This is a genomic window from Singulisphaera photorubra, assembly GCF_045290345.1.
Taxonomy (GTDB): Bacteria; Planctomycetota; Planctomycetia; order Isosphaerales; family Isosphaeraceae; genus Singulisphaera.
This window is the reverse complement of sequence record NZ_CP155447.1, coordinates 146,791-158,955: the sequence shown is the minus strand read 5'-3', so window position 1 is coordinate 158,955 and position 12,165 is coordinate 146,791. Positions and strand designations below refer to the sequence as shown.

13 protein-coding genes and 1 pseudogene are annotated in these 12,165 nt (G+C 63.9%); 11 read left to right on the top strand and 3 right to left on the bottom strand.

Annotated features, from left to right (window positions below):
- The first annotated feature begins 13 nt into the window (after positions 1-13).
- The 8 genes and pseudogenes from rpmI to V5E97_RS00565 all read left to right on the top strand — a co-directional run bounded on the left by rpmI (position 14) and on the right by V5E97_RS00565 (position 6,998).
- A complete protein-coding gene (rpmI, locus tag V5E97_RS00600; RefSeq protein WP_406697318.1) occupies positions 14-316 on the top strand; it encodes a 50S ribosomal protein L35 in 303 nt (100 codons plus the stop codon).
- Positions 317-439: 123 nt separating this feature from the next.
- Positions 440-838 (top strand): 50S ribosomal protein L20, encoded by a 399-nt coding sequence (gene rplT / locus V5E97_RS00595; RefSeq protein ID WP_406697317.1) that lies wholly within the window; start codon positions 440-442, stop codon positions 836-838.
- A 114-nt stretch (positions 839-952) separates the two neighbouring features.
- Positions 953-1,962: pseudogene (gene pheS / locus V5E97_RS00590) on the top strand (phenylalanine--tRNA ligase subunit alpha).
- A gap of 124 nt (positions 1,963-2,086) precedes the next feature.
- On the top strand, positions 2,087-2,326 hold the full coding sequence (locus V5E97_RS00585; protein WP_406697316.1) for a hypothetical protein: 240 nt from the start codon (positions 2,087-2,089) through the stop codon (positions 2,324-2,326).
- Positions 2,327-2,364: 38 nt separating this feature from the next.
- Complete coding sequence (locus V5E97_RS00580) at positions 2,365-3,873, top strand: APC family permease (protein ID WP_406697315.1); 1,509 nt, start codon at positions 2,365-2,367, stop codon at positions 3,871-3,873.
- Between the two features lie 29 nt (positions 3,874-3,902).
- On the top strand, positions 3,903-4,472 hold the full coding sequence (locus tag V5E97_RS00575) for a Uma2 family endonuclease (RefSeq protein WP_406697314.1): 570 nt from the start codon (positions 3,903-3,905) through the stop codon (positions 4,470-4,472).
- 8 nt (positions 4,473-4,480) lie between these two features.
- Positions 4,481-6,496 (top strand): phenylalanine--tRNA ligase subunit beta, encoded by a 2,016-nt coding sequence (gene pheT, locus V5E97_RS00570; RefSeq protein WP_406697312.1) that lies wholly within the window; start codon positions 4,481-4,483, stop codon positions 6,494-6,496.
- Positions 6,497-6,521: 25 nt separating this feature from the next.
- Positions 6,522-6,998, top strand: coding sequence for an SEC-C metal-binding domain-containing protein (locus V5E97_RS00565; RefSeq protein WP_406697311.1), 477 nt, complete (start codon positions 6,522-6,524; stop codon positions 6,996-6,998).
- A gap of 686 nt (positions 6,999-7,684) precedes the next feature.
- Here V5E97_RS00565 and V5E97_RS00560 read toward each other — a convergent pair.
- The 3 genes from V5E97_RS00560 to V5E97_RS00550 form a co-directional block, all read right to left on the bottom strand.
- Entirely contained in the window at positions 7,685-7,861 is a 177-nt protein-coding gene (locus tag V5E97_RS00560) for a DUF1328 domain-containing protein (protein WP_406697310.1), read from the bottom strand.
- Positions 7,862-7,977: 116 nt separating this feature from the next.
- Positions 7,978-8,400: a CsbD family protein gene (locus tag V5E97_RS00555; protein ID WP_406697309.1), complete on the bottom strand. Its 423-nt coding sequence runs from the start codon at positions 8,398-8,400 to the stop codon at positions 7,978-7,980.
- A 187-nt stretch (positions 8,401-8,587) separates the two neighbouring features.
- Positions 8,588-8,803 (bottom strand): hypothetical protein, encoded by a 216-nt coding sequence (locus V5E97_RS00550; RefSeq protein ID WP_406697308.1) that lies wholly within the window; start codon positions 8,801-8,803, stop codon positions 8,588-8,590.
- A gap of 298 nt (positions 8,804-9,101) precedes the next feature.
- Here V5E97_RS00550 and V5E97_RS00545 point away from each other — a divergent pair, with 298 nt between their 5' ends.
- The 3 genes from V5E97_RS00545 to V5E97_RS00535 all read left to right on the top strand — a co-directional run bounded on the left by V5E97_RS00545 (position 9,102) and on the right by V5E97_RS00535 (position 12,126).
- Positions 9,102-9,545 carry a hypothetical protein gene (locus V5E97_RS00545; RefSeq protein WP_406697306.1) on the top strand — a complete coding sequence of 148 codons (444 nt, stop codon included), beginning with the start codon at positions 9,102-9,104 and terminating at the stop codon, positions 9,543-9,545.
- A gap of 317 nt (positions 9,546-9,862) precedes the next feature.
- Positions 9,863-11,437, top strand: coding sequence for a GTPase family protein (locus V5E97_RS00540; RefSeq protein ID WP_406697305.1), 1,575 nt, complete (start codon positions 9,863-9,865; stop codon positions 11,435-11,437).
- 203 nt (positions 11,438-11,640) lie between these two features.
- Positions 11,641-12,126: a hypothetical protein gene (locus V5E97_RS00535; RefSeq protein ID WP_406697304.1), complete on the top strand. Its 486-nt coding sequence runs from the start codon at positions 11,641-11,643 to the stop codon at positions 12,124-12,126.
- Positions 12,127-12,165: the final 39 nt, after the last annotated feature.

Here is a 12,165-nt window from a genome sequence, read left to right as displayed (position 1 = left end):
GGATAGGGTCATTATGCCGAAGCTCAAGACGCACAAGGGAACGAAGAAGCGGTTCACGGTTTCGGCCACCGGCAAGGTCAGCCACAAGCGCTGCGGGTCGTCGCACTTGATGAGCCACAAGAGCGGCAAGCAGGTTCGCCGGCTGCGGAAGAAATCCATCCTGTCGATTTCTGCCGAGGCGCATCGGCTTCGTCGCGCTTTGGATACTCGCGAAAGCTCGCAGCCCGACGCCATCAAGTCGGCCCGGCTCCAGTTCCTTGCCGAACGGAAAGCCGAACGTGCCGCAGCAGCAGCGGCCGCGGCCCCCACGGCCTAATTGCCGCGACGTCTCGACGTCCCGTTTGATCACGACTGATCACGACGATTCACCAGGCCTGAGACGCCCTTTTTAAGCTCGCCGAAAGGCGCTGGGCGTCGTGTTGGAAATTGAGAATCTACGATGCGTGCAACGAAGGGCGCGGCCCGCAATAAGGCGAAGAAGCGACTGTTCAAGGCCGTCGAGGGGTTTGTCGGCGGTCGCCGCCGCCTGCTCCGGACCGCCAAGGAGACGCTGCTCCGAGCCGGCATGTTCGCCTTTCGCGATCGCCGGGCCAAGAAGCGTCATTTTCGCCGTCTGTTTATCACCCGCCTGAGCGCCGCCGCTGAAATGCGCGGGCTCCGCTACAGCCGTCTGATCCATGGCTTGCACCTGGCCAACATCGGCCTCGATCGCAAGAGCCTGTCCGAGCTGGCGATCCTCGATCCCGAGACGTTTGACGTCATCGTCGGTCGGATCCGCCACGAACTCGACCAGCACGACGCCAAGATCCGCGACCGACAGAAGGTCAAAACCGCCTGAGCTCAAGGCTTGGGCGCGGCCTGCTTTCTTTCGGTTTGTGCGAATGAAGCCATCACCGATCTGATGAGGGCCGGATCGGTTCGCGCCCGGTCACGGCCCGATGGAACGAGGCCAATGAGCTCCGCCGACCCAATCTCCCAGGCCCTGGCCGATCTTGATACCCTGGAATCGGCGGGCCTTGCCGCCTTCGGTCAGGCTGAGTCCTCCGAAGGGGTCGAAGAGGCCCGGATCGAGTTCCTGGGTCAGAAGCAAGGCCGGGTCAAGGCCGCTCAGGAGCGGCTCAAAACGCTGGAGCCAGCCGCCAAGCGCGGCTATGGCCAGCGATTCAATGCGGTCAAGCAAGCGCTGGAGGCAGCCTGGGACGGAGCGAAAACTCGTCTCGAGCGGCCTGCGGCCCTTGATGATCGCGGGATCGACCTGACCCTGCCCGGGCATCGGCCCCGGCTGGGCCATCGCCATCCGTTAACCCAGACGGCCGACGAGCTGATCGACCTCTTTGGTCGATTCGGCTTCGCCGTGGCGCGCGGACCTGAGGTGGAAGATGTCCGCCACAACTTCGAAGCGCTCAATATCCCGCCATCCCACCCCGCTCGCGATCCGCTCGATAACTTCTATCTGAGCGAAGGCACGATGCTGCGCAGCCAGACGAGCACCGTCCAGATCCGGGTGATGGAGAACCAGCCCCCGCCGGTCCGCGTGATCGCCATCGGCCGGGTCTATCGGCCCGATACGGTGGATGCGACCCACTCGTTCATGTTTCACCAGATCGAAGGGCTCATGGTCGATCGTGGGGTGACCATGGCCGATCTCAAGACGGTCCTCCGCTTATTTGCACAGAGCTATCTTGGCGAAGATGTGCAGATCCGGTTTCGACCCTCGTTCTTCCCGTTCACGGAACCGAGCGTCGAGGTCGATATGCTCTGGCATGGCGGCGACCGTTGGGTTGAAATGGGAGGTGCGGGATGGTCGATCCCAATGTCTTCCGCGCCGTCGGTTACGACCCGGACGAGGTGACAGGTTTCGCCTTCGGACTGGGCATCGAGCGGCTCTGCATGCGGCGGCACAAGATCGACGATATCCGACTGCTCTACCAGAATGATGTGCGGTTCCTCTCTCAGTTCTGAGTCCACTACGCGGATCAATGACCAGGGGCATGGCGTGGCCGGTCCGGTTTTCCACCGTGGCCGGAGACACATGGGCTCTGCTTGGTCCGTCTCGGGACTCGATCCATCGACGAGGCCCCTTCCCATGGCGACCGACGAGAGCCGAATCATCGTGGCGGTTGGTGCGACGGCTCATACCGTGTGTGTCCATCACCACGACTTCCCCGAGATTCGCTCTGAGGGACAGAATCCGGAAGATGCGGCCACGCACCTGGCCAATCAGTTGACCCGCGCCCTCGACAGCGCCCTGACCCAGTGGCGGCGGGAGGCGATGAGTCAGGCGATCGCCGACGTGCACGCCTTCGTTGTCGCCAAGGGTTCTTAAGCGAATCGAAGCGCGACCGACGCAAGGCAGGAGACGCGATGCCGACGACAACAACCGAGCCGAGCGAGCCGACCCCGAAGCTGGTCCGCGAGCTCGGACTGGTCGACGCCACAATGATCGTCATGGGCTCGATGATCGGGTCGGGCATCTTCATCACCTCGGCCGAGTCGGCCCGCCTGGTTGGTTCCCCCGGCTGGCTGCTGATCGCCTGGGGGCTGGCCGGTCTGATGACGATCACAGGCGCACTCTGCTGTGCCGAACTTGCGGCGATGATGCCCAAGGCGGGGGGGCAGTATGTCTTCCTCCGCGAAGCCTACGGACCTTCGTTGGGGTTCCTCTTCGGCTGGTCCATGTTCCTGGTCGTCCAGACCGGAACGATTGCCGCCGTCGCAGTCGCCTTTGCCAAGTTCCTCGGCGTGCTCATTCCCGCGGTCGCTTCCGACCACTACCTGGTTGCTCCCCGCGTCTGGGGCCACTACGCGATCAGCCTCTCGACTCAGCAACTGGTCGCCATCCTCTTGATCGTGGCTTTGACGGTGACGAACACCCGCGGCCTGAGGGCAGGCAGGCTGATCCAGAACTCGTTCACATTCACCAAGACCATCGCCCTGATCGGCCTGATCGTGGTCGGCCTGAGCCTGGGGCTCAATCCGAAGGCGGCGGCCTGGACCGCTTCATGGTGGAACCCCGCAGCCAACGGTTGGGACCCCGGGAAGGTCCAGACCAGCTTGAACGCGACGGGTGGGCTGGCCCTGGCGATGCTCCTGGGCCGCGCGATGATCGGCCCCTTGTTCTCGCAGTCGGCCTGGAACAACGTCACGTTCACGGGCGGAGAAATCCGCGACCCCGGTCGCAACCTCCCCCGTGCGCTGATGCTTGGCTGTGGGACGGTGATCGCCCTCTACTTGCTGGCCAACATCGCCTACCTCGTCACCCTCCCGCTCGACCAGATCCAGGGGGCTCCGCAGGACCGGGTCGGAACTGCCTTGATGCATGCGGTGTTCGGCCGGCCGGGCACGGTCGCGATGGCGGTTGCCATCTTGATCTCGACGTTCGGCTGCGTGAACGGACTCATCCTGGCCGGGGCCCGGGTCTATTACGCGATGGCTCGTGACGGTCTCTTTTTCGAACGGGTGGGAACGACCAATCGCCAGCACGTGCCGGGCGTTGCGCTGGTGGCTCAGGGCGTCTGGGCCTGCTTGCTCGCCCTGCCAGTCACCGTCACCGCCGATCCGTCGACCCACGAACCGATCTACGGCAACCTGTATAGCCAACTGCTCGAGTACATCATCCCGGTCGATGTCGCGTTCTACATGCTGATGGTCGGGGCCGTCACTGCCCTGAGGCGCAAAGCCCCCGAGGCCGAACGCCCTTACCGCACGCTCGGCTATCCCCTGCCCGCCTTGATCTACCTGGGCTTGGCCGTTCTCGTGGTGCTCGACTTCATCGTGATGACCCCCGAGACGTCGGGCATCGGCGTCCTGATCGTGCTTGCTGGAATCCCAGTCTATTTTCTCTGGTCGCGGGTTGGGCGGAAGGCGGAATAATTCCTTCGAGCGCTCGGGAGGATTCCTCAATGGCCAGCTCATCCCCACTGTACGAGACCTATCGATTCTCCGTCGAAGATTACCATCGGATGGCTGAGGCCGGCATTCTGGTTGAGGATGCTCGCGTCGAACTGATCGAGGGGGAGATCGTTACCAAACGCCCCATCGGCTCGCGTCATCTCGCTTGCGTGGATCGACTCACGGGGCTGCTGGCTCGAGGAGTTGGGTTCAGGGCCATTCTCCGTGTCCAGGGGTCGATTCGATTGGGCGATCGTTCCGAGCCGGAACCCGACCTCGTTCTGCTCCGGCCCCGGCAAGATTATTACGCTGCGATCCCCGCGACGCCCGGCGATGTCCTTACCCTCATTGAGGTAATGGACTCGTCGGCCGGGTACGATCGAGAAATCAAACTCGGGCTCTATGCCCGCGAAGAGGTCGCCGAGGTCTGGCTCGTCGACCTGAACAAGGAGTGGATCGAAGTCCATCGTCGCCCGATCTCGGGTGTTCACACGGAGATCCAGATCCGCCCGCGTGGGGAGAGTGTCTCTCCCGAGGCGTTTCCTGACCTCGTCCTCGCCGTTGACTCCATTTTGGGTTAGGGAAGCCGATGATCGTTAGTTGGAACTGGTTGGCACAATATGTCCGGCTCGACATGCCGGTGGACATTTTGACCGAGCGGCTCGCCCTGACGGGTTTGAACCACGAGTCGACGACCGAGGTCGGCGGCGACCTCGCGATCGACCTGGAGGTGACCAGTAACCGGCCTGACTGCCTGGGCCACCTGGGAGTCGCTCGTGAGGTCTCGGTCCTGTTCGAGCGAACGCTCGCCTCGCTCGATCCCCGGCCGTCGGAGTCTGGGCCGGCCGTCGAGTCGCGAACCGGGGTGGCCGTCGATGATCCTGCCCTCTGCTCCCGGTTCACCGCGCGGGTGATCTCGGGTGTGAAGGTCGGCGAGAGCCCGTGGTGGCTCCGCAAGCGACTCGAGACGATCGGCGTGCGGCCGATCAGCAACATCGTCGACATCACGAACTACGTCATGTTCGAGTGCGGCCAACCGCTCCACGCCTACGACCTGGACCGGCTCGCGGGCCGCAGGCTCGTGGTCCGCCGGGCCCGTAAGGGGGAAACCCTGACGGCGATCAACAACAAGGTTTACGAGCTCGCTCCCGAGATGCTCGTGATCGCCGACGCCGAGCGGCCGGTCGGCCTGGCTGGCGTGATGGGGGGGCTCGACACCGAGATCGGGGCGACGACGGCGAATGTTCTGATCGAGGCCGCCCGATTTGATTCGATGTCGATTCGACGGACCGCCCGAGCGCTCGGACTGCACAGCCCGTCGAGCTATCGCTTTGAGCGCCCGCTCGATCCCGAACGCACGGAATGGGCCAGCCGGCGGTGCGCGGAGTTGATCCTGGAACTGGCCGGAGGAACGCTTCATCCCGGCCTGATCGACGTGGGCGCCCCCCTGCCCGATCGGCCTTCGATCAAGCTGCGGTACGCGCAAATCCCTCGGGTGCTCGGGATCGACGTTCCGCCGCCTCGGGTCCAGGCGATTCTCCAAGACCTCGGGCTCGAGACCCGCGAAGGCACGAGCGACGGGTGCGAGTTCCAGCCGCCGAGCTGGCGGAGCGACCTCGAACGCGAGATCGACCTGATCGAAGAAGTTGCGCGGATCCACGGTTATGAGCATATCCCCGAGAATCGGCTGGTCCCCTTGGCCAGTTCTCCTCGCGGCTTGCGCGAACGGGTCGAGTCCGAGATTCGCGGCGCTCTGACGGCCTGTGGGTTCGACGAGGCGGTCACGTTCAGCCTGGTGTCGGACGAGCTCAGCGAGCCCCTCGACCCCGGCCCCGACTCAGCGCCGATCCGGGTCGACCACTCGAGCCGAAAACGCGAGAACGCCCTGAGGCGGAGCCTTGTCCCGAGCTTGCTGGCCGTCCGCCGTCATAACGAAGCGTACGGCAACCCCGACGCCGAGCTCTTCGAGATCGCCAACGTCTACCGGCCTCGCCCCGGCTCGGTCTTGCCGGTTGAACCGACACGCCTGGCCTTGGTGAGCGGTCGCGACTATCTCGGGCTGAAAGGAGTGGTCGAGGCCCTCCTGACGCGGCTCCATGTCGACCACGAGCTCGAAGTTCGCCCCGCGGCGCTCGCTTACTTTGCGCCGGGTCGAGGAGCCGAGCTGCTTCTGGGAGGGACTCACCTGGGCTATCTCGGCGAGGTGGATTCCACCCGGCTCACCGCGCTCGAACTTCGAGGCGCGAGCTCAGCCGCCGAGTTGGAGCTGGATGTTTTGATGGCCAAGGCCGTTCTGGTTCCGCAGCATCATCCGCTCCCTCCATTCCCGGCGGTGATGCGCGATCTTTCGCTCGTCGTCGCGCGGAGTCTCACCTGGTCGGAGCTCTCGCGAGCAGTTCGAGACGTGGCTGGCCCGAACTTGGAGGCGGTCGACTATCTCGACACCTTCCGCGGTGGGAACCTCGACGACGACCGGCAGAGCCTTCACTTCGGTCTCCGGTTCCGCCATCCTGCGCGAACCTTGACCGGCGAGGAGGTCGAACACGCCATCCAGACGGTCATCGCCGCCTGCGCGGGCCGCTTCGGTGCCACGTTGCGCACGTGATCTTCTTACAGAGAATTGTGAGTCTATGTTCGATAATCGCTGGGATAATTGGTCGGGAGATTTCGCCGAGTCGTTCGCCGCCGAGCAACTCGATTCGCGGGTGCGCGGCTGCGTTTCCGAAATCCTGTCGCATTTCGGTCAGTCTGTCCGGTCGATCGACCGCGACTTTCCCGACGAGGTTTCGGCGGGGACGTTTGCGACCGTACTGACCGAGAAAATGCCTCGGCTGGTGCTTCCGGACGACGCGCGACCGCTCGCCCCTGAGGTGATTGCACAGTTTCTCGAGTATCTCCGAGACACCGGGCGGGTCGGCGAAGGGGCTGATTGGGCCGCCCAGATCCGCGTGATCGCGCGGTCGTACAACGACCGACTCAAGCCGGGCGGAGGAGTCAAAGGGGTGCCGATCCGCAGACCGGCCGAGGTCGCGTCGGCGGGCCGTAACGACCCCTGCCCGTGCGGTTCGGGCAAGAAGTTCAAGAAGTGCTGCATGGGCCGCGCTTGAGATCACCGCCGAGCCGTGACGCCGGGGGCTCGCGATTCTGGAATAGCCGACGAGGCGAGGCACTTCCTCCCGGAAGTGTCTCGCCTCGTCGCATTGTTGAGGTCGCGGGCAGACGAAAAAGAAAGCAGGGAGACAAGGCAGCCGGCCACTGAGTCGGCCCGTCAGGAATCAAGGGGACCACCGAGTCGGGAGCCCGTCCCCTTGATTTTCTTTTCTCCGCAATCCCCAAGACACAGGGCAAACCGCTCTAAGCAGGTGGACATGGTCTTCCATAACATTGAATAATGTGCAAGTCCTGGGTGCCACGGGTTGTACTCAACCCGTGAGCCTAAAACCTGCGCAATCGTTCACGGGTTGAGTACAACCCGTGGCACCCAACGGCCTTTGCATTCCCACGGTCACCCATCAGAAAATCAAAGAAAACCGAGACCAACGGCTTAGAGCGGTTTGCGGATGCGTTGCGCACGGTGGTTGGTCTCAAGACTCAGGAGCACGTGCGGAAACGGGGACTGGCTCCGGAGCGCAGCGGAGGTGCCTGTCCCCCTTTCCGCCGAGGCCGCCCGTGACGGCCCGGAAAATGGGGACAGGCACCCGGCCGCCAGGTCGTCCGGAAAAGCCGAGCATGGAGCGGGCCGGGAGCCAGTCCCCGTTTTCCTCCACCGTGCGCAATGCGATCGTAAACCGCTCTAGATCGTCGGACCGTCGATGGCCCGTCGGCCCATCACGAGCGAGATCACGAACAGCACCAGGAAGAGGACGAAGCAGATCTTGGCGATGTCGGCCGCCATTCCGCCGACGCCGCCGAACCCGAGGACGCCAGCGATCAGTGCGACGATGGCGAAAAGAATTGCCCAGCGTAGCATAGCCGTACCCCCCCGTCGTGGTCGTAGTTGTCCGCTTTTAAAATCGAACACGTGTGAGAATTTGGCCGGAAGTGGACCGGGCGATCGTTCGCCCGGCCCGCGGCCTCACTCAAGGGTTATCGCGAACGCAAGGCCAGCCCCACGATCAGTCCGGCGACCAGGCCAACACCGAAGGCCGTGGCGACGGACTGAGTCGGGTTGTGACGCACGTGGTCCTGCACCGAGTCGAGTCGCTCGCGGGCCACATCGGCGAACTCACCGTAGTGCTCACGGAGCCGGCCCCCCGCCTGCTGGGCGTACTGACTGACGGACTCCGTCGCCTGGGAGACGGCCGACGCTCCTCGCGAGGTCAGTTCGGTGAGATACCGCTCGATGCTCTCACGCCCTTCACCGGTCTTCTGCTGGATCCGGCCCACGAGTTGGTCGATGTTGCCGCCCTGGATTTGCAGGTCATCGTCGGTGAGTTGTCCCCACTTCTCTTTCACGTGCCCACGTAGCTTGTTCCACTGACCCTGAAGTTCCTGTGCGTTGATCGCCATGGTCATGATCCTCCCCCGGATTCCCCGTTTGGCCGGCCACACAGCCGGGCTTCTTGGGAGGTGAGGGAGTGCAACCGCAATGCCAACCCTTCGGAATCACCAGTTTTTGAACTCAAGGATTCGCCAAAAAAAAACGCCCCCCGAACGAAGACGGGGGGCGTAGCAGACAGCGTCGCTGGTTCCGAAATTATTTCGGCGCGTCAGCGGCGGGGGCAGCGGCCGGCGCGTCAGCGGCGGGGGCAGCGGCCGGAGCTTCGCCCGGTGCAGCGGCGGGGGCATCACCCGGGGCAGCGGCGGGGGCATCGACCTTGACCGGTTCGTCAACCTTGGCTTCTTCGCCGCAACCAACCAAGCCGAACGAGGTAACGCCAAGGATCATCGACAGAGCCAGGAAACGCTTCATTGGAGATTTTCCCTTGGGAAGGAGAACTTCAAACGATCGGCGACGAGAGGACCCCCCAATGGGGCCGGGTGACGCCGCGAAGTCTCTTGAGATGATCGCAACCTCTATGGTGGAGGGTCAACCCCTTCTCAAGAGGGATTTCGGAGTTCTCGCTGCGTACGTTACCACCCTGGAGCACGCAGTCAAGTTCCCAGCGGAAACAAAGGAGCGACGGCATGGCCGTTGCACGGGGTATCTCAACGTCAGGTCCCCTGAGTTTTGGACCTCATGATGAACCTTCTGCTAAGGAGTCACGGCAATGCCAAAGGGCAATTCAGAGCGACAAAACGGTGGAGCAGGCCGCGGCGGACCCGAGCGCGGTGGCGAGGATCGTGGTCTCCGCGACCAGGTTCAGGCGGTTGGCCAGCAACTCCATGAAGGGGTTGCCCAGGTTGGCCAGCGGCTTGGCGAGGGCTACGGTTCGGCCCGCGAGGAAGCCACGCGACGTTACCGCCGCGCCGAGGGAATGATGGCCCGAAACCCCGCGCCGTCCGTCTTGATCGGATTCGGAATCGGTTTCGGCTTTGGTCTCGTGCTCACCACCCTGCTCGCGCGACCCCGACACGAGGAAGGCTGGGCTGAGCGTCATCTTCCCGATCGCCTCCGCCACGCTCCCGACTCGCTTGGCAACCTGGCCGACACACTTCGCAATCTGCCCGACGCGATCGCCCGCCACATGCCCAGCTCGTTGAGGACCAGTTGACCGCACGCGCGGCACCGCGTTCAATGGATCGGGATCGCTGATCCGCCCCGAACGCTGGCCCCCGAACCTCGGTTCCGGCCCGTCTTTCGACCCAGATCCCGGTCGAGCGGCGAGCCGGATCGTCATTGCCGTCCCGTCAATTTGGGACGTGCCGAGTTCGCCGGTCCGCCTTGCACCCAAGGCCCCGCGATCTCCGCGGACGCTTCGCCAGAATCTGGTTCCGGCCGGACCGTTCGGCGAAAGATGCGGAGGGTTGTGACGAACTTGTGAGCGAAGGGCGACGTTTTGAGAATCGGTCTTGGGCTGGGGGGTTGGCGGTGATCAAAAACTGGCGGGCGTGGGTCCTCCTGCTCCTCTTGGTTGGTCCGTTCCTGGCTTACATCGGCTTCGGAACGATCTGGTTGTATGAGCGGCGATGGCTCTGGCCCGCCGGGGTGCTCTGGTTGGCCTCGGGGATCGTGTTCGCGATTCTCGCGGCGCGGTGGACGAAAGCTACGAACCTGCTTTTGCCCCCCCTGGATTGGGATGCCCCCCACACCTTCACGGCGTTCGATCGGAAAGCCTGGGAGATCGTTGAGAACGAGGCCGGCCAGGGGGAATTGATCGCGTTGGAGGCCCTCAGCGACATCGACATCTACATCGAGACCTCTCGTCGCCTGGCCCGCAAGCTCGCCGAGCACTATCACCCGCTGGCGGCCGATCCGATTGGGCACGTTCCGATCGTGGAATTTCTGACCGCCATGGAGCTGGCCGCCGACGATCTCAACTGCCTCTGTCGCCAGGTGCCCGGCGGTGATCTGCTCACGGCTGCGCACTGGAAGCAGGCGGTGCAGGTTGCCGGTTACGTTCAAAAAGCCAACGATATCTACTCGTATCTGCTGCCGATCTTCAGTCCGCTTGCGGGCCTGGCACGGCTGGGGACGCAGCAGTGGATGGTCAAACCGGCCTGGAAGAACATGCAGCAAAATCTGCTGCGATGGTTTTACCGGGCGTTCATCAACCGCCTGGGCATGCACCTGATCGAACTCTATAGCGGCCGCCTGGCGATCGGGACGGGCCAGTATCGACGGCTGACCCGGAAGGCGGCCAAGCGGGCCCAGACGAACGACGGCGAACTGGCCACGCTGGTGGTGGCGGTTGCGGGAGCGCGGGGGGCGGGGAAGTCCCGTTTGATCGAGTCGTTGAAGCTGGCGCGAGGGGGAGACCTGTCCCTGGTCAAGGCCAGGCTGGCGGCGGGGGGGCTCGACGATTCCGTTCTCGAACGGCTTCAGACGGCCCAGTTCGTCGAGCTGGCTGGCTACACGACGAATCCGGGGGGAGAATCGGCCCGTGACCGGGCGACCCGCCGCGAGGCCGTGGCGCAAGCTGTGGAGGCCGACCTGATGATTCTCGTCATCGATGGTCGTCGCGACTCCTACGCGGCTGACGTGGCGTTCGCTCAGGCCTGGGATCTCTGGTATGTGGAGCACCCTCGTCTCGAGATCGCCCCCGCCTTGGCGGTCGTCACCATGGTTGACAAGCCCGAATTCGGCGGCGACTGGGCTCCTCCCTATCATTGGGACACCGGCCATCGGAGCCGCGAGACGGCCGTCAGAGCACGCCTCGAGGCCATCCGAGCCGCCCTCCCCCCCACGATCAACGAGGTGGTCGCCGTCGGTCTCCCCGAAAAGTCGGAGTTCGGGATTACGGAGCAGTTGCTGCCCGCGCTCGGCTCACTCTTTCATCGGGCCGAGCGGACTGCCTTGATCCGTCACCTGCATCGCGTCTCGACACGATCCAAGGCGGGTCGGCTCATTTCCCAGGTGGGCCAGCAGGGCCGCTCGCTCTGGGAGAATCTGCGCGCGGCTCGGGCCAAGCGTCAGACCGGTGCCAAGGTGCCGCCGCAAGGTTGAGCAGTGCTCCACTGAGCACTGTTTTGCCGATGTGAGGGAACTGGCGGCGTCAACATCCGGCAAATGCGTCCGATCTTCCCGAAGGGTCAGTCGACGGGTCTTCTTGGCATTGCGGTTGCTTGCTTCTCGGGGTGACCGGTGGGGCGAAGTTTCCGCCGTGGTTCCTCGAAATTGAGTCCGAACGACCCCGACGGGAGCAGGTTGTGGCCACCGCGACCAACGACGCCGACGTGATCCGACATAAAATGGCGCAGATCCGTCACGAGCTCCATGCGGATGTTCGTGATGTCGTGGCCAACGCCGAGGCGGTGGCCGACTGGCGTCGCTACATCGGGATGTATCCTTGGGCCGCCCTGGGCGTGTCGGTCGCCGTGGGCTATCTGATCGTCCCCAAGCGACACAAAGTTGTCGCGGTGCCAGTCGCAATCTCGTCGGACTCGGCCGAGGTTCGCGAGGTCATCGCGAAAGAAAAAGGCAAAGAAGAGGTCAAGGACCCCGTCCGTAAGGGGCTAGTTGCCTCGGCGCTGGGGTTCGTGGCTCCGGTGGCCATTCGGGCGGTTCAAGGATACGCCTTGCAGTATCTGGAGAACTGGATCGTGCAGCAGCACGCAACCGCGGGGGGGGCCGCCCCCGCACCACCGAATCCGTCGGGAATGACCGGTCGCCCCCAGGAGAAGCCCACGTTCTGAGCGTTGCGTCCCGCGAGAGGGACGATTTCGAGTCGAGGA